The organism is Marinifilum fragile (assembly GCF_963677365.1).
In the GTDB taxonomy this organism is placed as follows: domain Bacteria; phylum Bacteroidota; class Bacteroidia; order Bacteroidales; family Marinifilaceae; genus Marinifilum; species Marinifilum fragile.
The window spans coordinates 1,884,559-1,908,129 of sequence record NZ_OY781962.1; the positions used below are offsets into that span (position 1 = coordinate 1,884,559).

The window sequence follows — 23,571 nt, forward strand, 5'->3', positions numbered from 1 at the left end:
GTTGACTTTTCAATCAAAAAGCATACCCCTTAGGCATAAAAACAACTACCAAAACCATTAAAACTTGAGTTTTCATCCTTAAAACCTCAGCTTTTAACGTTGAAAGCTCATGTTTTTACGTTAAATCTTCAGCTTTTAACGCGAATCATTAAACATTCACCCTGCATTTTTCTCATATTTCAATTAAATTTTAGCTATGCAATTTCAAACCACACAATATAGCAAGCTCCCACCAGACCTACAATACAGACACAATTACAACACAAACAGCATATAAATATTCATAAGTTTACTAATTTAAATCGATTTTAAATTCCATAAATACAATATGATTATAATTTATGAATATTAATTTTTGTTAAATTGTACTGACAATAAATCTAAGTTTTAAATCCTATAAGATGGCACGCATAAAAATCAAAGGCAATGCCAATTCATTAGCTAGTTTATTCGCTGACATTAAACGAAAAAACGATGCAGATGGTGAAGCTAGCTTATTAAATTCGGTAATCGACCTTACCGCAACTGAAGGAAAGGTAAACAACATGATCGATTATCAGAAAAAAGCAGATGATGCAAATCGATTAAAAGAAGAAATGAATGAACAAAAAACGAAAATGGCTAAAGAAATCATTAATGATATCAAGCAAATTCGTGATTTGTTGAAAGCTCATTACCCAAATGATATCAAAAAGCTGGGTGCATGGGGATTCATAATCGATGAAGTAAGCAAGAAAACAGAGGAAGAACCTGTATAATTACAAGTACTTCTGAAAAGCAAAAGGATGGCAGATTAATTTCTGCCATCCTTTTGTTTATAAATAGAAGAACATTTTAAGCTATTCCATTCGCACTAACAGCAGCCCCAATAATACCCGCTCCATTTTGAAACTCGGCAAGCAATACGGGCACCTCCACATCTATTTCGCTTTCGAACTTATCCAATTTCTTGCTTACTCCTCCTCCAATAATAAAGTAATCGGGGGCACATATTACATTCACATGATGAAGAAATTCGTTGAATCGTTTTCCCCAGGCGGTAAAACTCAAGTCTTGCTTTTTTCGAACCGAATCGGCAGCATATTTTTCTATTTTCTTGCCATTCTTGTATTTCAATTGGCCCAATTCAAAATTGGGTAACAATTGTCCATTATAGAAAACTCCAGAACCAATTCCTGTTCCTATGGTGATCATGACAACTAGGCCAGATTTACCTCTCCCCACTCCATATTTCATTTCTGCCAATCCTGCTGCATCCGCATCATTCACAACAGTAACATCCAATCCCGTTTTCTTACTGAAAAGTTCATCCACCTGAACACCTACCCAGGACTTATCCATATTGCCATGGGCCATGGCTTTTCCGTGAGAAATGATGCTTGGAAAACCACAACCAACAGGACCTTCCCAATTGAAATGCTCAACAATTTTCTTTATCACATCAGCAACGGCTTTCGGTGTAGATGGCTGGGGGGTTGGGATTCGAAATCGTTCCTCCAACTGCTTTCCCGTTTCAACATTTACCGGTGCTCCTTTAATTCCCGAACCTCCTATATCAATTCCAAGTATTTCCATAAATTCTGATTGTGGATTTAACATGATGATTAAAAATACAAAAATCAGGGAAAACGAGAAAAGAAGAATATCATGGGCATCAGGCCAATTGCATTCATAAAAAAAAGAAAAACTTGCTGTAATTTTTACAAAGGATTATTATTTTGCAAGTTCAAAGTGGCATAAACAGAGATGTGGCCATTAGAAATAAAGTAAGATGCTTGAATAAACAAAAGATGATTATGGACAAAGTAATTGAGTTTTTAGAATACGAGATATTTAAAATTGGAAACTTTTCGTTCACATTTGGGAAAATAACCAGTACAATTATCACAGTATTAATCACCATTTTTTTACTCTGGCTAATTAAGAAAGCTCTATTCCGAAAAAAATCATTTTTAAGTATCGATAAAGGAAATCTTTATTCACTGTTTCAAATCATCAAATACTTGGTTTGGATCATTTCAATATTAATTATCCTGGAAACATTGGGATTTAAACTGAATGTACTTTTGGCCGGATCGGCTGCCTTACTCGTAGGTGTTGGATTGGGCTTACAGACTACATTCAATAATTTTGTTTCAGGAATCATTTTACTTTTCGAGAGATCGATTAAGGTTGGAGATATTTTGGAAATAGATGGAGATGTTGTTAAAATGGAGAGAATTGGCTTGAGAACTTCATCTGCCCAAAACCGCGACGATATTGTCATTATCATACCCAATTCGCTAATTACAAGCAATAAGGTGATCAATTGGAGTCATCAATCAGAAAAAACAAGATTTAAAATTTGTGTTGGCGTTGCATATGGAAGCGATGTAGAATTGGTTACCAAAGTATTAAAAGAAAGCGCACTGGAAAGCAAAGAGATTACCGATAAAGAATCCATTCTGGTAAGATTTGCCAATTTTGGAAATTCTTCCCTTGATTTTGAATTGTTGTTTTTCAGCAGAAATATTTTCAGGATAGAAAATCTTAAATCAGATATCAGAATGCTGATAAATAAAAAATTTATCGAGAACAACATTTCCATTCCATTTCCACAGATGGATGTTCACTTTAAATCAGATGCAACAGGATATTTTAGCAAATAATAAAACTTCTCAGTTAAGATATACACAATATAACTGTCTGCACATTCTTAAAAATCCTACTTTTTAAGACAAATAGAACTGGCTTAGTATCGTTTTTTCATATGACGAATGTCAGTTCTATATTGTGTCTCTTTATTTTACATCGCGAAAATCCCCATCCTTATCGAATTTGTGAAAATTTCCACCTTTTTTGTCACTCACTTCCCTATTTTTAATGTCTTAATTGCATTAGTGCATACAAACAACAATACCAATCATGAAACGAACATGAATTTTAGCATACTAAACTTTTCAAAAAAGTATGATTAAAATTCATCGAGAGTTCCATCTGACAAACACAAAAATTTCAACCAGATGAAAAAAAATTTATTAACATTCCTATTTCTTTTAATAGGAATTGGTGTTTTTGCACAGAAAACACCGGTTACAAAAGCAAATTATGAATTGCCTGCAAGATTCTCTCCTACCAAGTTGAGATCTATGGTATTTTCAACCAAAGTTCGTCCACATTGGCTAAAAAATGGAGAAAAGTTTTGGTATGCCTACCAAACTTCCGAAGGATTGAACTATTACTTGGTGGATCCTGTAAGAAACATGAAAAGCAAGCTTTTTGATCCTGTAAAAATGGCTGCTGATATGAGTCGCTTAACCGGCGATCCTTTCGATGCAAAACACATGGACATTCAAAAAATGAAATTCATTAAGAACGAAAGAGTTTTGCAGTTCGAAGTGAAAAGTAAATTGGCCGAAGAAGAGGAAAAAGATGAAGAAAACGGCGACAAGCAGGAGGAAGAGAAAGACGACAAGAAGAAAGACAAAAAGAAAAAAATGGTTGCCAAAGTTTGGCATTTCGAATACGAAATGGCAAGCAGAAAACTGCGTCTTTTGGATAATTTTGAAAAGCCGTTGGAACAAAAGAAATGGGCTTCGGTTGCTCCTAACCAGGAATATGTAATTTTTGCCAAACACCACAACCTGTATTGGATGGATGCTGAGAATTACAAAAAAGCTCAGAAAAACGAGAAAGACACTACCATTGTAGAGCATCAACTAACAACGGATGGTCTTAAGGATTATGCATATGGTGATACCGGATATGGCAAAACCAATACGGAAAAAGAGAAAGAAAAAGATGACCGAAAAGCTGCTTACGTAACTTTCTCACACGATTCAAAAAAGTTTGCAATTATTCGCGAAGACGAAAGAAAAGTGAAAGATCTTTGGGTTTTGAACTCAGTTGCCCAAGGTCGTCCTACTTTGGAAACCTACAAGTATCATATGGCAGGAGAAAAAGAAGCTCCTCAATATGAAATGCAAATATTCGACTGGGAAAGCAAAAAGTCTGTTGTTGTTAAAACTGATGCATGGAAAGATCAAACTCTTCGCATCTTAAGAGCTCCACGCAAAAAGGTGAATGCAGATGACGATTTGACTTTCTCAAAATGGCTTTCGAAAAACAGCGACCTAATTTATTTCCAACGCCAAAGTCGCGATATGAAACGCGTTGACATCTGCTCGGCAAATACCACAACAGGTGAAGTAAAAGTAATTATCGAGGAAAGATTAAATACTTATATCGAAACACGCAACCTGGTTAGCATTAACGGTGGCAAAGAATTCATTCACTGGTCGGAACGTGATGGTTGGGCTCACTTTTACCTTTACGATGCAGAAGGAAACATGAAAAACCAAATTACATCAGGTCCTTGGCATGCCGACGAAGTACAAGGTGTTGATGAAAAGAACAGAGTGCTTTATTTCACAGCCAATGGTCATGAGAAAGGCGAAGATCCTTACTATGCTCACCTGTATAGAGTAAACTTTGATGGCACAGGTTTAAAATTGCTAAACAAAGGAGATTTCAACCATGAAGTAAGTCTGAATGATCAAAACCATTACTTTGTAAACAACTCGTCAAGAGTAAACACCACTCCTGAGTCGAAGTTGTACGATACACGTGGTAACAAGATTATGGATTTGGAAACTGCTGACCTTTCATTACTATTCGAAGCTGGCTACAAGTTTCCTGAAATCTTTACTGTTAAAGCAGGTGATGGAGTAACTGATCTATACGGTGTAATGTACAAGCCATTCGATTTTGATGAGAACAAGAAATATCCAATCTTAACCTACGTATATCCTGGTCCACAAACCGAAGCGGTTTACAAGAGCTTCTCTTCTCGCATGGATCGTGCTGATCGTATGGCACAATTCGGTTTCATCGTTGTTACCGTAGGACACAGAGGAGGTCACCCAGATCGTTCAAAATGGTACCACAACTACGGATATCAGAACATGAGAGACTACCCTCTTCTTGACAAGAAGGTTGCATTGGAACGTTTGGCAAATCGCCATGATTTCATTGATATCAACAGAGTTGGTATTTTCGGTCACTCAGGAGGTGGATTCATGTCTACTGCTGCAATGCTTGTATATCCTGATTTCTTTAAAGTTGCAGTATCAGCTGCTGGTAACCACGATAACAACATTTACAACCGCTGGTGGAGTGAAACTCACCATGGAGTAAAAGAAGTTGTTACTGAAAAGGATACTACATTCCAGTACAAAATTGCAACCAACCCAAGTTTGGCTAAGAATTTAAAGGGTAAACTTTTATTGGTAACTGGCGATATTGATAACAATGTACATCCGGCAAATACCATTCGTGTTGCAAATGCATTGATCAAGGCAAACAAAAGATTCGATTTATTCATTTATCCTGGTCAACGACATGGATTTGGTAACATGAGCGAATACTCTTTCTGGTTAAGAAGTGAATATTTCTGTAAGCACCTATTGGGTGATTACCGCGAAGGAGCTGATTTCATTGAAATGCAAAATGAAACGCCTAAAACCTGGTAATCCTTTTATCAGATAATATTCATCCCGGTTTGCACTGCAGATCGGGATTTTTTGGTTTCATAACCAGATGTTAAGAATTTATTGCTAGATTTAAAGGTCAAATAAATTCTATACATATTATTCCAATGAAAAGCACCGTTGAGTTACAAGATGATCCTCTTAGCAAAATCACGTTTAATTCTCCCAGATCTTCACGTTTTTCCAGAATTATTTTACAAAGCTTTATGATCCTGTTTTTTGCAATCCCTATTTTTGCAACAGTTTCAACAGCTGTGTTGCTTGGTGAAGTATCTCCTGCTATTGTAATATTCTATATTATCTTTGGTTTGTGTGGATACTACTTTTTAAGATTATTCTTATGGAATAAACATGGAAAAGAAATTCTACACCTTGAACATCGCAAAATTTCTTATGAGGCTGATTACAAAATGTTCAAATCAAATAAAGTTGAAATCTGTAATGAAGATCTAACTGTTGAAGTGAATCCTGTTATGACAAATGAAAAGTTAGCAACATTTAAATTTATTTCAGAAAGTCAAAGTATTGAAACAGTTGTAAAAGTGCCAATTGAAGAACTTGAAATTCTAAAAAAGGAAATAGAAGCAGTATACAATTAATACTATATGTATGAAACTTGTTCTCACTTTCATTTTAGTACTTCAATCCATTTCAATGTCTTCAAGTTTTAAATCTCAACAATTAAAATATTCAAGAGTTAGAGAAGCATATGCTGAAAAGGAAAATGGCATCCTGAAACTTCTCGACAATAAGAGTATCAAAATTGATGAATTAGAGGTGTACTTGCGTGCCTTTAAATTCGGACAAAAAATTCAGCTCTGGGGTAAAAACAAATCAGATCAAAAGTTCAAATTGATCAAAGAATATAAGGTCTGTAAAAAATCTGGTAAGCTTGGTCCCAAAAGAAAACAAGGAGACTTACAAGTTCCCGAAGGATTCTATTATATCGACCGATTCAATCCTGCCAGCAACTTTCACCTTTCTTTGGGCATCAATTATCCAAACCAATCAGATTTATTTTGGGCCGATAAAACAAATCCTGGCGGAGATATTTTCATTCACGGATCATGCGTGACCGTAGGATGTTTACCCATTACTGATGATCAAATCAAAGAGTTATACATTTTTTGTGTGGAAGCCAAAAACAATGGTCAGAAGAAAATTCCGGTTCACATCTTCCCTGCCAAACTTTCAAACAAAAACTTTGATGTGCTTGTTTCCAAACACAAAGAGGATCAAGACAAAATAACCGTTTGGAAAGATTTAAAAAGTGTCTACGATTCATTCAATAAAACAAGACAAATTCCAAAGGTAACATTCCTAAAAAATGGAAAACATCTTATAGAATCCAAACAATAAAAAAAGGCACCACTTGGGTGCCTTAAATATTTTATCCTGTTTGAAATTACTGAACAAAACCTTCTCTTGCTCCGCCTTCAGCGAATAAAGCTCTCATTCTGTCATTCTGACCATTGGTAAACATATACATACAGTTGTCATATACGTAATCCATATAATTCATAGTCATATCGTTTGTACGACAATGTACTGTTGGATAAGGAGGACATTGATAATTAGGTTGGTCTGAACTTGGCGTATCAGTAACAAAATCATCTTGACGACATCTACCGTCACCCCAAATGTGGCGAAGATTCAACCAGTGACCTACTTCGTGAGTAGCTGTACGACCGTGTCCATAAACACCTCCTCGTTCATTTTCTCCGAAGAAATCGCTACCAATAACAACGCCATCGGTTGCAAGAGCACCTCCTGGGAATTGAGCATATCCTAAAATACCACCACCAATTTCACAAACCCAAAGGTTTAAGAAACTTGTTGGATCAGTAGCATCAATACCACCTTGGCTAGAAAGTTTCATAGAATCGTCTGTTCCCCAAGTAGTTTTTGTTGAAGTCTTTCTATTTACACCTGCCAAAACGAAAGTAATGTTACAATCTGCAACTGCATTGTTAAATTCAGAAGGTACACCACCAGTATTAGGGTTTAAATCATTGTAATCCTCATTCAAGATATCAATCTGAGAATCGATATGAGCCTGAGTAATTGGATGTGCAGGATCTTCCAAAATATTTACAATTACAGGAATTGTAATCGCTCCTTCGTAAATAGTTGGAACAGGATCTGGATCCGGAGCTGGTTTTTTACCTGTAACTGCCTTATCTGCTTTCGCAGCAATTAATTGTCTTGTATGCTTTTCAATGTCAAACATACGTTGCTCCAAACCAGGATTTTCTTTTAATTTTTTGTTTAGGACTTTCATCGATCCACATCGACAAGTAGCACTGTGTTCATGACCTGCTTTAACATCTGTAGGGGAATCAGCAGTTTCAGCAGTATAGACATAAAAGTCACTCATGTCTACGGCAATGTCATTTGCTTGTTGAACTTTTAGATCGTTAGATTCTTTTTGACAAGAAGCTAAAAATAGCCCTAAAACAAGTAAGGGGAAAAATAACTTTTTCATAAAAAATTAGTTTAAAATGGTTAATGATTCCTCAATTTAAGAATAAAATCAACAACCAACCAAAATTATTTTTCACATTTTTTAACATTTACTCATCAATCACCTGTATTTATGCACAATACAACTGTTCAAAATTAAACATCAACAGAAACAAGCTTATCCTACAGTAACATTTTGATTAATTAAAACAAGAGAATGTCATTATTGAATTATCATATTTTACATCAATAAGAATCTTAGAATAGCAAAATTTTACTTTGTTTAAGAGCTCTTTTATCACTCTTTTGAGCTTTTATTTTGAATGGGGTTTTGTTTCGAAATGATTACAATTTGATTTTTATTGTAAAAAAAAGGAACAAAACATTATTTAATGGATTCACTAAAAGATCTCAATAGCTGAGCCGTAGACTTCCAATCCAAGCATTCATCAGTAACAGAAACTCCATATTTCAAATCGGATTTGTTTGCGGGAATATCTTGTTTTCCAAATTCAAGGTTGCTCTCAAGCATAAAGCCCTTGATAGATTGACTCCCATGTTGCAACTGAGTTGCGATGTCCTGAAGTACTAATTCTTGATTACTTGCCTGTTTTCCAGAGTTGGCATGACTACAATCAATCATGATTTTTGGAGTTATACCAAATCCATTCAATTTATCTTCTATCTCCTTAACATACCTGGCTTCATAGTTTGGAGTTTTACCTCCTCGCAATATAATGTGAGTATTTGGGTTTCCCTTTGTACGAATAACTGATACTTTTCCTTCTGGATTGATACTTACAAAATTTTGCGGTGCAGCAACAGCCTGCATGGCATTTAAAGCAATATCAATATTCCCATCGGTACCATTTTTAAAACCTACAACCGAGGATAAACCACTTGCCATATTTCTATGACTTTGAGATTCTGTAGTCCTGGCACCAATGGCCGTCCATGAAAATAAATCCTGTATAAACTGAGGTGTAACAATATCCAACGCCTCACCTGCTGCTGGCAATCCCAATTCTGCAATATATACCAATAATTCCCTCGCCTGTTTTAATCCCTCTTGTATTTGGCAGGTATTATCCATAAAAGGGTCATTTATCAAACCTTTCCACCCTATAGTAGTTCTTGGTTTCTCAAAGTAAACCCGCATTACAAGAAAAAGTTGATCTGTCAATTCATCTGCCAAATCTTTCATTTTTCGAGCGTACTCTTTAGCGGCTTTAATATCATGAATGGAACAAGGACCAACTATTGCCAAGATTCTTTTATCTCTCCCACTTAAAATGTTTTTTATGGTACTTTGCCCCTTGTGAACTGTATTGATACATTTTTCCGTTAGAGGGTACAACTCTTTTAAAGCTATGGGAGTTATTATGGCTTGTTCAACACTTACATTTAAGTTTTCAATTCTTGGATCTACCATAGGGGCATTCAATTTGGTCAATATAATTAATGAATACAGCTGTATTCTGATTCGCTCCGAATTTAGTTGTTATTTTTTAGTGAATGAAAAATATAGGGCATAGATTGGTTAATCTGGAAAACTTTTTCTACACAAACGATTACAATTTGCAAATTAGTTCCCAAAGAATATTTTTCCTATTTTTACAGCTCATGATTAAAAGAACAACTTCTACATATCATTCGGAGGCCGCATTATAGGCAAGTCTTTTGATTTGTCTCAAATCAACTTGCCGACATTTCACTTTTGCATCATTTTTACTTGATGCCTACTTTTTTATACAATAAATTTTAGTGAATTAATTTCAGCTAACAATTACTATGGCTGAAACCTAAACCGAATGTAATGAATACATTAAATAAATTGGGATGGTCTGATTTTTTTGAAACCTCTCTTACTCCAGACGAAAAACAAAGTATGACCATTGGTCGCATTTCAACTGTGAATAAAACGAATTATATTGTGATTCATGAAAATGGCATTAAAGCCTGTGAACTTGCAGGCAATTTAATGTTTGGACTAGATGAAAATGAAAAACCCAAAACGGGAGACTGGGTCTTATTTGTAGATTATGGTGATTTAGGTATAATATCGAAAGTTTTACCTCGATACAATTGCCTTTCCAGACAAAAATCAGGGAAAGAAATTGCAGAACAAATTATAGCTGCAAATATCGATTATGCTGTTATAGTTCAATGTCTTGAAATTGGATTAAACCTAAGACGATTGGAGCGCACACTAGTTCAATTGCAAAACTGTAATATCGAGTCCATTGTTCTGATTAACAAAACAGATCTACCCATCAGTGATGAACAACAGATTACAATGAATTTCATGATAGATGCTTATCAGGCAATTCCCATTAGCGCATATCATGGAAGCAATATGAAATTGCTCAAAGATCAGATTCTAACAGGTAAATCGTATGTTTTTATAGGTGCATCGGGAGTGGGGAAATCCTCAATAATAAATACTCTGGAAGAAGAGAATAATATAAAAACAGGAGAAATCAGTCAAGCTACCATGAAAGGAGCACATACTACCACTTCTAGAGAATTGTATATTCTGAAGAGTGGTGGAGTTGTAATTGACACGCCTGGCACTCGAGAATTTGGATTAACAGCGCCAAGTTCAGAAGCTGGATCATCTGGCTTTCATGGAATCGACGAACTCGTTAAAGGCTGTAAGTTTCATAACTGTACACATACCAACGAAAAAGGCTGTAAAATTTTAAAAGCCGTTAAAACTGGAGGTATTTCAGAAGATGAATACGAAAGTTTTATGCGTTTGAACCGAGAAATGGAACATTATGAAAGCAGTTTACAGGATAGAAAACAAAAAGGAAAGAAACTATCCAAAATCATTAAGAATATGAAAAAATCGGGATATAAAAACCGATAATCATTAAAAACAAAGGGCTTAGTTTTTAAATCTAAGCCCTTGCAATATCATTTTATTTAGCCAAAAATTTTACTCAAAATTCCTTTTCGCTTATTATTGGAATACACTGTTCTGTTACCATTGCATATGCTATCAAAGATTTGCCCCCAATCAGGTAAACCTCCAAAATTCATATCGTCAATATACATATCCGCTTTTATTTTTCGACTTATATTTCCATCAAAAACCTCTTCCGGATAATTTTTATTGATTGCGTAAAACTCCACTCCTTTTGATTTACAAAATTCAATGGCATCACTAAGTTCTTTTCCTGATCGATAGGTCCACAAAATCAAACGATGTCCCTGGTTTTGCAACATCTTTAAAGTTTGAGTTGCGAATGGAATTTCCTTACCTAACTTTGGATATTTCTGTTCAACAATAGTTCCGTCAAAATCAACTGCAATAATCATTTTTCTAAATTTTGGTTATAAGTAGATTTTAATTTCGGGAGAAAGTTCCCAATAATTTCTCTTTAAAGGATCTTGGGGAATGGTCTTCATCATAATAGCCATTTCCATATCCATAACTGCCATAGGAGTTACCATATCCTTTATGAACTGTATCATTTAAAACTATACCAACTTCATTCATATCTCCTTTTTTCGACAGTTGGTTTATGAATTTTATCTGATTCTGCTTACTGTATCCTTGTCTCAGTACAAACAAATTAGAATCCGCAAATTTGCTTGTTAATACCCCATCCGTTACCAAAGTAACCGGAGCATTATCTAATACAATATAGTCGTATTGATTTTTGGCTTCCGTTAAAAATTCTTCAAATTCTTTTCCTCCAAGCAGCTCTGCAGGGTTCGGTGGAATTGCTCCTGAATTTACAAATTGAAGGCATTCCAATTGAGTCTGATTAAGAATCTCCTTGAATGAACTTTGTCCAATTAAATAGGTTGATAAACCTGCTCCATTAGGAACACCAAATACATCATGCAATCGTGGTTTTCTTAAATCACAAGCAACAAGGAGAACCTTTTTATTATCCATTGCAATGATAGTAGCTAAATTAGAGGCAGTAAAAGTTTTTCCTTCTCCAGGAATCATAGAGTGAACTCCAATAACCTTCTTCAAATCACCTTTGAACTTATATTGTAAATTGGTTCTAAGTCCTCTGTATGATTCTGCAAGACCAGATCTTGGATGGCTAACAATTGCCATTTCTTGTTTGTAATTGTTACGTGCAATCTCACCCATTATAGGCAAAGTTGTCCCCTTCTCCAAATCCTCTTTAGATTTAACAGAGTCATTGAAGAAGTCTTTCAACAGAATAATAATCAATGGCAATAGACCTCCAAAAAACCCACCAATAACCATTAGCAGCATTGTTTTGGGTCCTATTTTCTTTACAGTACGAACTCTTGCGGGATCAATAATCTGAACATCTGAGATGTTTGATGCAGTTTGAATTGAAGCTTCAGCTCTCTTCTTTAATAAAAAAGTGTAAATTTCATTATTCAGATCAAACCTTCTCTTGATATTAATCATTTCCTGTTCCGTTTCAGGAAGTCCGGCTAATCTAATGGTAATGTTATCCTTCCTTTTCTTTAAAGTCCTGGCTTCTGTTTCTGCGTGAGTCAACAGGTTTCTAACATTTTCTTCCAAAGACTTGATCACATTGTTTATTTCCTTATTCAAAATGATCAAAGTTGGATTCTTATCTTTTGCAACAAATGAAAGTTTGGTTTGTTCCCCGTAAAGTTCTGCTAGTTTCACTACTTGAGTATTCAATCCAGCATCAGCAATTCCTACGAAAGATGGAGCAGCAACTTTTTCCATTTGCTTTGCATTCCCCATATAATTCAAAAGATTTCGAAAGTAATCAATTCTAAAATCAATTTCAGATTGTTCTTTTTCGATTTCTGCAACCTTATCCAATACCAGTTCAGCTTCATGACTCAAATCAATCGATTTGTTTTTTGATCTAAAATCTGAGAACTCTTGACCCGCTGTTTTAAGCGAATCTACTATTCCATCAAGTTGATTATCGATAAACATCACCGTATTTAAAGATATCTGATTCTTTTTCTTTAAACCAAACTGAAGATATACATCACTAAGCTCATTCAAATAATCCACAATTCTTTGAGAATTACTTCCCTGTAAACCCAATTGAATTAATTCCGAATTCTTATCTACCAGATTAACACCTACTTTCTCTACATAATCAAGTGCTAATACTTCGAGATTATTAAAATAGAAGGAATATTCTTCAGCATGAAGATCTGCGATTTTTTCTAATGTAAAATCAAAATATTGATTTTTAAATGGAACACCGAACTCTCCTGTGGCCTCAAACGCCACATCATATTCAACATTTCCGTCTACAAACTTATCATCAACCCGAATAGAATAATGATTTCCTTCCAATGGTGTGATCAACAATTCAACCCCTGTTAGGTTTTCTCCTCCATTTTCAGAAATCTTAAACGGACTCGTTTTATACAAGTCTGTTTTTTTCATGAAGTTTTTCTTGTAGAAAGTAGTTCTCCAATTAAGATTATTAAGTGCCTGCAGATTTAAAGTATAAGAATTCAAAATACCTACATGATTCTGCATGTTAGGACCATTTCCAAGTTCCATTCCCTCAAACAGGTTTTCAACCCCCATTCCTTTTTTATTCTCATCCACAAGGATTACAGATTTAGCATCATAAACTGGTTGAGAGACTCTACTAAATAGGAAGCCTAACACAATACCCAGAAATCCAAAAACAACAAACCAATGCCATTTAGAAAGAAGTCTGAAAAAAAGTTCTTTTAAATCAATTTCATCTTCATTTACAGATATATCCTGAACACTATTTGATTGCATCATCAATTATAATAAGATTAAAAAACAGAGAGATTAAAGTATGTTGAACACCAATATTAAGGTAGATATTGTTGACAAGAACAGTGAATACATAGGAGAATTCAACTTCACATTTTTGTATTTGTCAGGTTCCACATACACTACATCATTAGGCTGTAGAAAGAAGGCTTTCGAATTAAGAAAACTTTTATCTGTTAAATCAAGCCTATGGGTCTTACTTCCCCTGGGAGTTGGTCTTAACACAAGCACTTTTTTTATTCGTGCATAATCAGTTACTCCATTCGCCATACTTATCCCTTCAAGAACCGTTAAGCTATTGGAATAGTTGTAGTACACACCAGGATTCTTTACCTCTCCCATCACCGTAATCTTAAAACTTAAAAGTTTTACCTTTACCGTTGCTTCTTTAATATATTCATCAGCTTTGCTTTGTATTTCTACTCTGGCTTCTTCAAGAGTTTTATCCAATACATTTACAAATCCAATGATAGGCAAATTGATATTTCCTCTTAAATCAACTAAAAAACCATTTAGGTATTGACCTGAAATCTGTCCGTAATTTTGTTGAGTTCCTCCTTGAGTTCCTACTCCTTGCGCTGGATTAAAAATTGCATTTACCTCAGGGCTTAGCGATTTTATATCTACAAATAAATTGTCATTAACCTTTATTTTGTATTCGTCAGTACTCTCAGGCATATCAACAAGTAATTCATCATCCTGAGTATTGTTTAAGTAAACTAGATTTTTACTTGTTTTACATGAAAAGTTTATCAACGATATTAAAATAAGAAACAAAAAGAGTAGATGTTTTTTCATAAATAAATTAAATTGTAGATCTTATAATTTTATAGTTCTCACCCTTAATTAGCTCAAGGCCTGCGAAATTAAAAAAATAATTTTGTTTAGAAGTTGTCATACAAATTTCATTGACTAACAATCAGATTATCCTGATAAAAATGGCATTTATCTATAGCAACAATTACAAACTAATAATGTAATACATAACCAATAATAATTGAATAGTTATGCATTTAGTCTAGACTTGGATTACGTTCAAACTTATATTTGACTATGTACCAAAAGTTTCCGCATATTCTATTAACATTATAATTTTGTTCATTGCATTCTCGAAGTCAATTACCCCATTATGTGATTATACTTGCATCTTATTTAAATAAATAAGTAAAATTGACTTGATGATCCATTTAGTTCTATACATCGGAATTCTTTTTCAATCTTCAGCGCAAATGCATAAGTCAACAACACAAAAAAGATGATAACTTTCAGTTAAATTTTACAAATTGATATGAAGAAGTTAAGAGTGATTAGGTAATTCATAAATCACTATAACGTAAAAACTTTCGTTGGTGATTCTCCTTGCCTCATGAAAGTTTTTATTCTTATTTAATCAGATGATTATTTATAAATAATTCTTATTTTAAAGAATCCTAATCAAAACAAAATAATTATGAAGAAAATCATTATGCTGCTAGGTTTCGCATTTATTGTCCTTCAATCATGTGGCGATTCAAAACAAAAAGACAAACAACCACCACCACCTCCTCCTAAACAAGAAAAAGTGGAAGTAGATTCTGTAGCCATTGAACTTGAAAACACAAAAGAAGATATCGAGAAGGCTTCAGAAGAAGTTGATAAATTACTAGAAGAAATTTAAAATCTATTTGTATGAAAAAATACATTATTATTCTATTGTCCTTTTGCTTTATTCTGACTGCAAACACAGAACTTCTAGCTCAGAAAGGAAAAGATGAAAATAAAGGGAAAAGAAAAAATAAAACTGAGAAAGTTCACAAAGCAAAAAAAGATAGCCTTGAAAAAAATGTAAAAGAGAAGCTTAAAGGACAAAAAGAGAAAGCTATAAAGAAACAAGATTCTTCAAAAAAAGAAATGGAGAAAGAGGGGCATGCTTATGGCAAAAACAAAGGTGAATTAAAAGGAAAAGAGTTTGGTCAAGAAAGAGCAAGACAGGCTAAAATGATTCGTGAAGAACGATCGAAGGCTTTAAGAAAAACAATTAAAAGTAAGGATGAAAAAATAAAAGAGGCAAAGGATAAAATTAAAAAGTCGAAAGAAAAATTAAAGGCCTCAAAAGATAAAGGGGAAATCTCTGAGGAAGAGTTCAATGAAAAGAAAGCAAAAATTGAAAAAGCAGAAAAAAGTGTAAAAACTTTGGAAGAAAAAATTAAGAAAGCGAAAAAGCTAACCGAGCAAGAGGACACAGAAGAGTAAAAAAAGATCTGCAAGTGCATCTTAGTTGTATCCCATAAAGTGTGTAACTAAAGTTATTCTGATTTCTTCGGAGGCAATAAATGAGCTTAAGAAAAATTGGAAATACCTTTAGGCTGAAAGTCAAACTTTTCAATCACACTTTATGGGATACTACTTTCTTATGCTTCTTGCATTAAACACCTATTTCTATTTCTTTAGCCAAAGCAATATAAGTCAATTACTTCAAAAACCTTCGAATATCAATTTCAGGTGCTAAAGGATAGTCGCTTACAGAAAGAAAACGTGTCATTTCTCTAGCAAAATAAGGTGCTAACATTACCCCTTTTGTACCTAAACCATTAAAAATGGCAATATGTTCATGCAATGGGTGAATTCCCAAAATAGGACGACGATCAGAAACTGTTGGGCGGATTCCTGCCCACTGATTAATCACTTTATAAGGCAGATCAATTAAATCGTCCAATCTGGATAGGATATCTATTTTTGCTTCTTCCGTTGTTTCTTCATCCAATTGAGTCCAATCGTAGGTGGCTCCTACCTTGAAACGATGATTTCCAACGGGCATCACAAACAACTTCTTATTCAAGATATAGTCCTCCTGCAATTCATCACAATGAATTTCCAGTAACTCTCCCTTGGTTGGTCTAAAATCCAAACTACTAAAATATGGATTCTCAGTTGCACGATACCCTTCACAAAAGACGATGGTTTCGGCCATTAATCCATGCCAGGAGATTTGATTGTCGATGAAGCCCAAATCCTTGTAATCAAAATACGAATCAACAATTAGTCCTTCGCTTTTAAAGAACTTGCGTAGTTTTTTCAGCATTTTTGGCAAATCAACATAGCCCGATTGGGTTACTTTCCCATAAGCATGCATCCCTTTGATGCCTTTGCCAACATTATTAATTTCAATATCAGAAATAAAATCGCCAAAGTTATCCTGAGCTCTTCTCTCCCTCCACATCAAGCTTTCATGCTCTGATAATGGCTTTAAAATATCCTTCTCGTACAGAAACTTGTGTCCCAACAGATCTTCCAATTCACGGTAGGTTTCAAACATTATGGGCAAACAGTCATCAACCATCCAACTCTTGGTTAGTCGTTTAAACACAAGCGGATTGAATAAACCTGCAGCAACATCCGAAGCTTTGCGAAGCTCAAGGCTCGATACGATTTTAAAGCTTAAACCGGCCTTGTACATGTTATAAGCCAATAATGAGCCTGCAATACCTTGTCCGACAATTAAAAACTGTTTGTTCATTTGATTTTGTAGATTGATAATTGGTACTTTCTTATATAAAAGTTAAGAATTTCATAAGTAAACCTAAACATTTTCCTTAAAATAAAGAGTTAAAACTCCTTTTTTATTACCAATTGCTTTGTGATTTATCCAAATGAACTATTTTTGCAATATTTATTTATTCTAAATAGCGATAACAAAAGTTTCAAATTCCAAAAAATAAGCACCAAACATTTGTAAATGCTAGCATATAACAATTGAGAATTTGGAGATTGAATATTTGATATTTTAAATTATGCAACTGTATAATAAACTGAGCAAAGAAGAACTTGTGAAGGAAATGGAAGCCGAAGATTTTGCGCGCAAAACCATTTCGTTTTACCGATATGTGAATTTTGAGGATCCGAAAGCATGCCGCGACGAATTATTCAAGAAGTGGTTCCTTTTGAACTGCAAAGGGAGAATCTATATTGCCAAGGAAGGAATTAATGCACAAATGAGTGTGCCAGAGCATAACTTGGATGCCTTTTTTACAGATATGAACAGCCGAAAAGAATTGGTAGATATGCCAATTAAATGGGCTGTTGAAGATGATGGTAAATCATTTTACAAACTTACCATTAAAGTGCGACCAAAAATTGTTGCCGATGGTTTGGATGACAATACATTCGACACCACCAATGTAGGTACACATCTATCTCCTATTGAGTTTCATGAGGAGCTAAGCAATCCCGACAACATTGTTATCGATATGAGAAATCACTATGAAAGTGAAGTGGGACATTTCGAGAATGCTATTTGTCCTGATGTGGATACTTTTCGTGAAGAGATTGACATGGTAGTTCGTGACTTTGCAAAGGACAAGGACAAGAAGTTTTTATTGTATTGCACTGGTGGTGTACGCTGTGAAAAAGCCAGTGCATATTTAAAACATCATGGATTTGAAGATGTAAACCAATTGCACGGTGGTATTATTGCCTATGCACAAGAGATTAAACAGCTTGGGTTGGAATCAAAATTCAGGGGAAAGAACTTTGTTTTCGACGAACGATTGGGCGAAAGTATCAATAATGAGGTGATAGCCAAATGTCACCAGTGTGGAAAAACATGTGATACGCATACCAATTGTGTCAACGACGATTGTCATCTATTGTTTATTCAGTGTGATGAATGTCGTGAGCATTACAATGGATGTTGTACCGACGAGTGCAAAGAAATCATTGAATTGCCAGAGGAAGAAAGAATCAAATTGCGTTCAAAATTCCACGATAAGTATAGCAAGAGTCAAATTTATAGACAGAGGATTAGGCCAAAGCTAAAAAGAAGTACAAAGTAATAAGGGTAAAGTATAATAAGCACCCCTTCGCCTGTCGGCTCCACGAAAACTTTCGGGATCCCCTAAAAGGGGAAGAATCAAAAATCATCTGATTACTAATAACTGTTTACTGCTCATTGTTAACTGATAACTGAATAAAATGAATTTCTGGCACAACATACAAACACCAAACTTTTCGCTAGCTCCCATGGAAGATGTTACCGATACATCTTTTCGTGAGGTTGTTTTGCAAAGCGCAGCAAGTGGCAAACTGAACCTTCTGTTTTCAGAATTTACCTCGGTTGAAGGCATGTGTCACCCGGTTGGACACGAGAAGGTAAAGCATCGCCTGCAGATTAATGCATCGGAAAAGAAATTGCTGAAAGAAAAGAATGTAAAACTGATTGCGCAGATCTGGGGAAAGGATCCTGAAAAGTATTACAAGACGGCAAAATACATTGCCAACGAGACCGATTTTGATGGCATAGACATCAATATGGGTTGCCCGGTGAAGAATGTGGTGAAAAATGGTTGTTGCTCGGCCTTGATTGCGCAACCAGATTTGGCCAAAGAGATTATTCTGGCAACCAAGGAAGCTACCAATTTGCCTTTAAGCGTAAAAACCAGAATCGGTTTTAAGGAAGTGGTTACCGAATCGTGGGTTTCACATTTGTTGCAAACGCCTATTGATGCGTTGACCATTCATGGTAGAATTCAGAAACAAATGTCGGAAGGCACGGCCGACTGGAACGAAATCGCGAAAGCGGTTCAATTGCGTAATGAATTGGCTCCACACATCAAATTGATTGGCAATGGAGATGTGGAATCGTACCAGGAAGGATTGGACAAGTGTGAGACTTATGGCGTTGATGGCGTGATGATAGGGAGAGGTATTTTTAAGAATCCATGGTTCTTTCATCCCGAAAAGGAAGAGATTGAAATGGAAGAAAAGCTTGATCTAATGTTGAAGCACACGCATTTATTCGACAAGACTTGGGGCAATTCGAAAAACTTTGCCATTCTGCGTCGTTTCTTTAAAATCTATACCAATGAATTCCGTGGTGCATCGTCCCTGCGTAATGATTTGATGAACACCAGAAATGCTGAGGAGGTTTATGAAGCGGTAAAACAGTTTACAGTGAACAGTTACCAGTAAACAGTTATCAGTAAAGTGCTTTGCTTGTTTCCTAACTATATTATTTCGTTTTATTTAATGATTTTGCATTGATATTTATTAGACTTTAATGATGATTATGACTTATTGTTTTTTATCTTTAGCAAATTGTTAAGATAAATTACAAATCAATTGATTGTCTTATTTTAAAATACAATCAGCAAGCAAATTAAATATGAAAACAAATAAGTTCTTTTATGGATTAGCCATTGTATTAATGATGTTCTCTTGTTCGGATAGTGATTCTCCTATTATTGAAGAAGAATTGCAACCATCCAATGAATTCGAAAAGTTATTGGCTGAATACAATTTGTTTAACACAAGTGTAAAATATGAAAGTTTTGTAATTGGCTCAGATACAAACACCATTTATTTTAATGGTCGTATAAAAGACAAGCTTATCATTAAAGGCTTTGACAAAAAAGACAAGTCAATCTTTTTCTCGAATGAATATATTCAATTAGACACCATTGTACATATTGATGAAGACTATGGAAAAACTACAACTTACACCATTGATGATTTTTCAATCAGAAGCGTACATGAGTTTGAGAATAGTTATGCATTCGTACTATGGGGAATGATTCCTTACAATGATTTCCAACAAAAACATGCTATATCAAGTGACTTGTATACGATTTCGAATCAGCAAATCAAAAGAATACAAAGTTTTACAAGGCCACAAACAGAATACTTCTTCAATAAAATTACCCCTTGGTTTGAGGATAGCTTTATGGTCCTATGGAGTACTGATTTTAATCCACAGATAAAAAAATACATCTGTTACACAATGGATGGAATCAAGCATTATGAAATAAGTAAAGACAACTTGGATGATTACTATACTCCAATTAGTCTTGAAGAGTGTATCAGTTTTGTTGATGGATTTCAACGCAAAAATATTCCAACAAATAAAATCATTTGGGAAACCAACAACCCTCTTTCCGACTTGCCATCAGACATTCGAAAGGATGAAGTTGTCTTTAGTCAACCAAAAGATGGGTATGTAAATTGCAATATTAAATACACTCAGAAAGATGGAACCAAAGGTGAACGAACTTACAAAGTGAATATAGCTTCGGGCAATTTTACCTTAATAGAATAAAAAAACATCTATACAGATAATATAGAATAACAGAGGGGCAATACTTCAATTGAAGTATTGCCCCTTTGCTACAAATATGATATTTTAAACCTTCTTCAATCAAATGAGAGCAACTCGCTTGCAGTCATTTATATTGCAAAATGAGTTGAAGAATAAGATTCTCACGCAACCAATTGGATTTTCCGCATCTAACTTATATAAGTTTTATCGAAACCATTCAAAAACAGATGCTCCATGAAAGCCAAAAGACTTGTTCCATTCGTATTGGCACTCATTGCATTGTTCACTGCATGTGATGATGATGCCAGTATCCCAGTAATTGAATCGACAGATTATTTTCCTATACACATTGGCGATACCTGGGAGTATAAAGATCATATCCGAAAGGTTAGCGGATCGGAAATAATTAACAACAAAGAATACAGGGTGATTACGCACGAAACCTATCGTGCTGATACTTTATATTATACCTACAATACCTACTTTAGAACCACAGGTGACAATAAGGTATACCAACTAAACAGTGATCAATCGGGAGAGTATTTATTTGCTGATTTTAATTTATGCGCTGATGATAGCTGGACATACATTAACAACTCGAATGGTAGAGATGATGAGTGGACAGTGACAGTTCTTCCTGAAATTACTTTCGAGTTTGATGATACCGAATTGGAAAACTGCAAAAGATTCTTCTACAATGCAACTTTAATTGTTGATGAAGAGCATACCATCGTATTTGCTGCTGGTATAGGGGAAATCAACAGCTTTTCGAATGCATGGGGAGTAAGTGATACCATTCAACGTGCGACCATTGATGGTGTTACTTATGGTTTTAAGTAGGATTTAACTTATCTGAATAGAAGCCTGCCAGGAGTGATTCCTGGTGGGTTTTGTTATGGGGTATCTTCGCAACTGCTGAGGATATTTGATGTAGTGTGCTTTTTGTAACAAAATGTTCCTTTACTTTTCCATTGATAAAAAGTAAGCTGCCGAACGACGTGAGACTATGAGCACTCGAAATAATATTTCGCGAAAAACAATCTACGACGCATCTACTCAATGACCCATGACGGCTCAAAAGCGAATAGAAATAAATAGTCTCACTCATACTTCGTTCGACAGCATTTCTATTTGCCGCTTTCTTTACCTATGGGGCCCCACTTGCGTAGATGATGCCGATCTCCACAATAATTAAGATTTGGGTTTCTTTTGGAATTACGACATAGTGTTAGTTGTCTTATTAGCTAGGATGAACAACGGAAAGTGCTTGCAATTCGATTTTGAGGTTTAGGTGTTCGTTGCTGTATCTTCTTATGATTTGCTGGCAACTGTGGTAGGCATGGTTTTCTACTTTGAGTGTGAACTGGCCCTCTGGGAAGTTCATGAAGTTGAAGTTGCCATTTTTGGTAATTTTCGTTTGCATATCGTTTTCCAAAACACGAACGATGCCATATGAGATGGGCTGGCCGGTGTCTTTGTCGACAATGAATCCACGTACACTGTAATGCCTTGTGTGGTATTTCTTCAGTTTTCGGGCTGAATGATACTTGAAGTACAATTCGGCTTGGGATTCCTGGTAGGAATTGATGGTCCAATCGAGTTTTTGCTTTAGAAATTGATTGATACTAGCAACCAATTCGTTGAACTCCTTTCTGCCTTTATCGTTCTGATCCTTTATTTGTATTCTTTTCAGAATATTGCCTTCTATATTCAGGAGGATTTGGCGATAGCCCTGCAAAAGTTCTTCACTTGTGCCGTAAGTAGCCAATTGACTTTGGTGTTTTTTGCATAAATCGTGCAGGGCGAAACCTGAATTGATTCTTCGGAGATGTATTCCACGTTTGATGTTTCGAAGATGTCTGTTCAGATTGATTAGCAGTTCCAAATCATTGGTATCCGCTACCAAACGGTTGATGGCAATCTCCAATACTTGCGCTTTCTTTACAAGCAGCTTAAACAACTTATTGTTTTCCAAAGTAATCCATTTGGTAGACTCATTTAATTTTACGCGCATATTCTTGAGCTTTTTGCAATCCTCTAAAAAGCTTTGAATTTGATTTTTGGCTGAAGGATCCGATTCAAAAACCTCCAGATTTTCGTTTAAAATGTCTTCGATAGACATGTAGCTTTCGATTTTGGCTCTAATTCTTTTGTGCATAAGTGTTTGTTTTATTGATTCTTTAAGTGAGTAGTTGTAGCATTTGATTTGATGGACCAGTCATTAAATATAGTCTTATGGTTTTCTGTGTTTCATTTCTAATCTCTTGTGTAGTTCCAACCATCTACCGTATCTTTCTTTAAAACTGCAATGTCTTTCATCATAACCTGCATGTCATTCTATAAATCTTTAATGTCACTGGCCAAATCTTAAATGTCGTTCTATAAATCAGTTGTGTAGTTTGATAAATCATTAATGTCTTTCAATAAAACAGCTATATCATTGGGTAAAACTAGTGTGTTGATTTGAAGATCTTCACTGTAAATGGCTGCGAGAGAGCTTTAAATGCCTTGGTTTGTAGTTTTAGCTTACAAATAGTAATTGTAAGCTCATTAGGCAATGGTGCTAAGGAGTTCATACAACTGTTCGTCGGTAATTTCGGGTAGTACGGTGCTTTCTACCGGGTATTCGAATAAAGTTTGTTGGTCTGACATCGTCGATTCTTTAAAAGATGAATAAACTCTCTCCCCTCAAAATCTCTCGTATAAACTGTTCTGCTTCAAAGATCTTGGATTGGATTCAGTGTTGAAGCAAACACCCA

Annotated in this window: 20 protein-coding genes; 12 read left to right on the forward strand and 8 right to left on the reverse strand. The window is 35.1% G+C overall.

Going from position 1 to position 23,571, the window contains the following annotated elements; genetic code table 11:
- The first annotated feature begins 401 nt into the window (after window positions 1–401).
- Window positions 402–758: a hypothetical protein gene (locus ACKPCA_RS07395; protein ID WP_321282238.1), complete on the forward strand. Its 357-nt coding sequence runs from the start codon at window positions 402–404 to the stop codon at window positions 756–758.
- A 76-nt stretch (window positions 759–834) separates the two neighbouring features.
- Here the strand turns inward: ACKPCA_RS07395 and ppgK are convergent, their stop codons facing one another.
- The gene (ppgK, locus tag ACKPCA_RS07400; protein WP_321282239.1) at window positions 835–1,575 is read right to left on the reverse strand and encodes a polyphosphate--glucose phosphotransferase; all 741 of its coding nucleotides are present in this window, start codon (window positions 1,573–1,575) and stop codon (window positions 835–837) included.
- A gap of 221 nt (window positions 1,576–1,796) precedes the next feature.
- Here ppgK and ACKPCA_RS07405 point away from each other — a divergent pair, with 221 nt between their 5' ends.
- The 4 genes from ACKPCA_RS07405 to ACKPCA_RS07420 all read left to right on the forward strand — a co-directional run bounded on the left by ACKPCA_RS07405 (window position 1,797) and on the right by ACKPCA_RS07420 (window position 6,887).
- The gene (locus ACKPCA_RS07405) at window positions 1,797–2,648 is read left to right on the forward strand and encodes a mechanosensitive ion channel family protein (RefSeq protein ID WP_321282240.1); all 852 of its coding nucleotides are present in this window, start codon (window positions 1,797–1,799) and stop codon (window positions 2,646–2,648) included.
- Between the two features lie 354 nt (window positions 2,649–3,002).
- On the forward strand, window positions 3,003–5,510 hold the full coding sequence (locus ACKPCA_RS07410; protein WP_321282241.1) for a S9 family peptidase: 2,508 nt from the start codon (window positions 3,003–3,005) through the stop codon (window positions 5,508–5,510).
- Between the two features lie 125 nt (window positions 5,511–5,635).
- Window positions 5,636–6,127 carry a hypothetical protein gene (locus tag ACKPCA_RS07415; protein ID WP_321282242.1) on the forward strand — a complete coding sequence of 164 codons (492 nt, stop codon included), beginning with the start codon at window positions 5,636–5,638 and terminating at the stop codon, window positions 6,125–6,127.
- A 10-nt stretch (window positions 6,128–6,137) separates the two neighbouring features.
- On the forward strand, window positions 6,138–6,887 hold the full coding sequence (locus ACKPCA_RS07420; protein WP_321282243.1) for a L,D-transpeptidase family protein: 750 nt from the start codon (window positions 6,138–6,140) through the stop codon (window positions 6,885–6,887).
- Window positions 6,888–6,933: 46 nt separating this feature from the next.
- Here the strand turns inward: ACKPCA_RS07420 and ACKPCA_RS07425 are convergent, their stop codons facing one another.
- Both ACKPCA_RS07425 and ACKPCA_RS07430 read right to left on the reverse strand, forming a co-directional pair.
- Window positions 6,934–8,013 carry a zinc metalloprotease gene (locus ACKPCA_RS07425; RefSeq protein WP_321282244.1) on the reverse strand — a complete coding sequence of 360 codons (1,080 nt, stop codon included), beginning with the start codon at window positions 8,011–8,013 and terminating at the stop codon, window positions 6,934–6,936.
- A gap of 363 nt (window positions 8,014–8,376) precedes the next feature.
- On the reverse strand, window positions 8,377–9,423 hold the full coding sequence (locus ACKPCA_RS07430; RefSeq protein WP_321282245.1) for a 3-deoxy-7-phosphoheptulonate synthase: 1,047 nt from the start codon (window positions 9,421–9,423) through the stop codon (window positions 8,377–8,379).
- A gap of 384 nt (window positions 9,424–9,807) precedes the next feature.
- Between ACKPCA_RS07430 and rsgA the strand changes: the two genes are divergently transcribed.
- A complete protein-coding gene (gene rsgA / locus ACKPCA_RS07435; protein ID WP_321282246.1) occupies window positions 9,808–10,863 on the forward strand; it encodes a ribosome small subunit-dependent GTPase A in 1,056 nt (351 codons plus the stop codon).
- Window positions 10,864–10,919: 56 nt separating this feature from the next.
- On the opposite strand, the gene ACKPCA_RS07440 is transcribed toward rsgA, so the two are convergent.
- Genes ACKPCA_RS07440 through ACKPCA_RS07450 form a run of 3 tightly spaced genes read right to left on the reverse strand, consistent with a single transcriptional unit; the run spans window position 10,920 to window position 14,541 of the window.
- Window positions 10,920–11,315, reverse strand: coding sequence for a BT0820 family HAD-type phosphatase (locus ACKPCA_RS07440; RefSeq protein ID WP_321282247.1), 396 nt, complete (start codon window positions 11,313–11,315; stop codon window positions 10,920–10,922).
- Between the two features lie 28 nt (window positions 11,316–11,343).
- Window positions 11,344–13,728, reverse strand: a complete 2,385-nt coding sequence (locus tag ACKPCA_RS07445) for a GumC family protein (protein ID WP_321282248.1) — start codon at window positions 13,726–13,728, stop codon at window positions 11,344–11,346.
- 30 nt (window positions 13,729–13,758) lie between these two features.
- A complete protein-coding gene (locus tag ACKPCA_RS07450; protein ID WP_321282249.1) occupies window positions 13,759–14,541 on the reverse strand; it encodes a polysaccharide biosynthesis/export family protein in 783 nt (260 codons plus the stop codon).
- 652 nt (window positions 14,542–15,193) lie between these two features.
- Here ACKPCA_RS07450 and ACKPCA_RS07455 point away from each other — a divergent pair.
- Together ACKPCA_RS07455 and ACKPCA_RS07460 are read left to right on the forward strand one after the other, a co-directional pair.
- On the forward strand, window positions 15,194–15,400 hold the full coding sequence (locus ACKPCA_RS07455) for a hypothetical protein (RefSeq protein ID WP_321282250.1): 207 nt from the start codon (window positions 15,194–15,196) through the stop codon (window positions 15,398–15,400).
- A gap of 11 nt (window positions 15,401–15,411) precedes the next feature.
- Window positions 15,412–15,975, forward strand: coding sequence for an SHOCT domain-containing protein (locus tag ACKPCA_RS07460; protein WP_321282251.1), 564 nt, complete (start codon window positions 15,412–15,414; stop codon window positions 15,973–15,975).
- A gap of 217 nt (window positions 15,976–16,192) precedes the next feature.
- On the opposite strand, the gene ACKPCA_RS07465 is transcribed toward ACKPCA_RS07460, so the two are convergent.
- A complete protein-coding gene (locus ACKPCA_RS07465) occupies window positions 16,193–17,239 on the reverse strand; it encodes an NAD(P)/FAD-dependent oxidoreductase (RefSeq protein ID WP_321282252.1) in 1,047 nt (348 codons plus the stop codon).
- 274 nt (window positions 17,240–17,513) lie between these two features.
- Between ACKPCA_RS07465 and trhO the strand changes: the two genes are divergently transcribed.
- The 4 genes from trhO to ACKPCA_RS07485 all read left to right on the forward strand — a co-directional run bounded on the left by trhO (window position 17,514) and on the right by ACKPCA_RS07485 (window position 21,652).
- On the forward strand, window positions 17,514–18,554 hold the full coding sequence (gene trhO / locus ACKPCA_RS07470) for an oxygen-dependent tRNA uridine(34) hydroxylase TrhO (protein ID WP_321282253.1): 1,041 nt from the start codon (window positions 17,514–17,516) through the stop codon (window positions 18,552–18,554).
- Between the two features lie 139 nt (window positions 18,555–18,693).
- Window positions 18,694–19,689 (forward strand): tRNA dihydrouridine synthase, encoded by a 996-nt coding sequence (locus ACKPCA_RS07475; RefSeq protein ID WP_321282254.1) that lies wholly within the window; start codon window positions 18,694–18,696, stop codon window positions 19,687–19,689.
- 193 nt (window positions 19,690–19,882) lie between these two features.
- Complete coding sequence (locus ACKPCA_RS07480) at window positions 19,883–20,812, forward strand: hypothetical protein (RefSeq protein WP_321282255.1); 930 nt, start codon at window positions 19,883–19,885, stop codon at window positions 20,810–20,812.
- Window positions 20,813–21,046: 234 nt separating this feature from the next.
- Window positions 21,047–21,652 carry a hypothetical protein gene (locus tag ACKPCA_RS07485; RefSeq protein WP_321282256.1) on the forward strand — a complete coding sequence of 202 codons (606 nt, stop codon included), beginning with the start codon at window positions 21,047–21,049 and terminating at the stop codon, window positions 21,650–21,652.
- Between the two features lie 400 nt (window positions 21,653–22,052).
- On the opposite strand, the gene ACKPCA_RS07490 is transcribed toward ACKPCA_RS07485, so the two are convergent.
- A complete protein-coding gene (locus tag ACKPCA_RS07490; protein ID WP_321282257.1) occupies window positions 22,053–22,970 on the reverse strand; it encodes a peptidase associated/transthyretin-like domain-containing protein in 918 nt (305 codons plus the stop codon).
- Window positions 22,971–23,571 lie beyond the last annotated feature (601 nt).

What these genes read in the sequence shown, in the direction of transcription:
- ACKPCA_RS07395 (WP_321282238.1), top strand. Translation starts at nt 402, where the DNA reads ATGGCACGCATAAAAATCAAAGGCAATGCCAATTCATTAGCTAGTTTA.
- ppgK (WP_321282239.1), bottom strand. Translation starts at nt 1,575, where the DNA reads ATGGAAATACTTGGAATTGATATAGGAGGTTCGGGAATTAAAGGAGCA.
- ACKPCA_RS07405 (WP_321282240.1), top strand. Translation starts at nt 1,797, where the DNA reads ATGGACAAAGTAATTGAGTTTTTAGAATACGAGATATTTAAAATTGGA.
- ACKPCA_RS07410 (WP_321282241.1), top strand. Translation starts at nt 3,003, where the DNA reads ATGAAAAAAAATTTATTAACATTCCTATTTCTTTTAATAGGAATTGGT.
- ACKPCA_RS07415 (WP_321282242.1), top strand. Translation starts at nt 5,636, where the DNA reads ATGAAAAGCACCGTTGAGTTACAAGATGATCCTCTTAGCAAAATCACG.
- ACKPCA_RS07420 (WP_321282243.1), top strand. Translation starts at nt 6,138, where the DNA reads ATGAAACTTGTTCTCACTTTCATTTTAGTACTTCAATCCATTTCAATG.
- ACKPCA_RS07425 (WP_321282244.1), bottom strand. Translation starts at nt 8,013, where the DNA reads ATGAAAAAGTTATTTTTCCCCTTACTTGTTTTAGGGCTATTTTTAGCT.
- ACKPCA_RS07430 (WP_321282245.1), bottom strand. Translation starts at nt 9,423, where the DNA reads ATGGTAGATCCAAGAATTGAAAACTTAAATGTAAGTGTTGAACAAGCC.
- rsgA (WP_321282246.1), top strand. Translation starts at nt 9,808, where the DNA reads ATGAATACATTAAATAAATTGGGATGGTCTGATTTTTTTGAAACCTCT.
- ACKPCA_RS07440 (WP_321282247.1), bottom strand. Translation starts at nt 11,315, where the DNA reads ATGATTATTGCAGTTGATTTTGACGGAACTATTGTTGAACAGAAATAT.
- ACKPCA_RS07445 (WP_321282248.1), bottom strand. Translation starts at nt 13,728, where the DNA reads ATGATGCAATCAAATAGTGTTCAGGATATATCTGTAAATGAAGATGAA.
- ACKPCA_RS07450 (WP_321282249.1), bottom strand. Translation starts at nt 14,541, where the DNA reads ATGAAAAAACATCTACTCTTTTTGTTTCTTATTTTAATATCGTTGATA.
- ACKPCA_RS07455 (WP_321282250.1), top strand. Translation starts at nt 15,194, where the DNA reads ATGAAGAAAATCATTATGCTGCTAGGTTTCGCATTTATTGTCCTTCAA.
- ACKPCA_RS07460 (WP_321282251.1), top strand. Translation starts at nt 15,412, where the DNA reads ATGAAAAAATACATTATTATTCTATTGTCCTTTTGCTTTATTCTGACT.
- ACKPCA_RS07465 (WP_321282252.1), bottom strand. Translation starts at nt 17,239, where the DNA reads ATGAACAAACAGTTTTTAATTGTCGGACAAGGTATTGCAGGCTCATTA.
- trhO (WP_321282253.1), top strand. Translation starts at nt 17,514, where the DNA reads ATGCAACTGTATAATAAACTGAGCAAAGAAGAACTTGTGAAGGAAATG.
- ACKPCA_RS07475 (WP_321282254.1), top strand. Translation starts at nt 18,694, where the DNA reads ATGAATTTCTGGCACAACATACAAACACCAAACTTTTCGCTAGCTCCC.
- ACKPCA_RS07480 (WP_321282255.1), top strand. Translation starts at nt 19,883, where the DNA reads ATGAAAACAAATAAGTTCTTTTATGGATTAGCCATTGTATTAATGATG.
- ACKPCA_RS07485 (WP_321282256.1), top strand. Translation starts at nt 21,047, where the DNA reads ATGAAAGCCAAAAGACTTGTTCCATTCGTATTGGCACTCATTGCATTG.
- ACKPCA_RS07490 (WP_321282257.1), bottom strand. Translation starts at nt 22,970, where the DNA reads ATGCACAAAAGAATTAGAGCCAAAATCGAAAGCTACATGTCTATCGAA.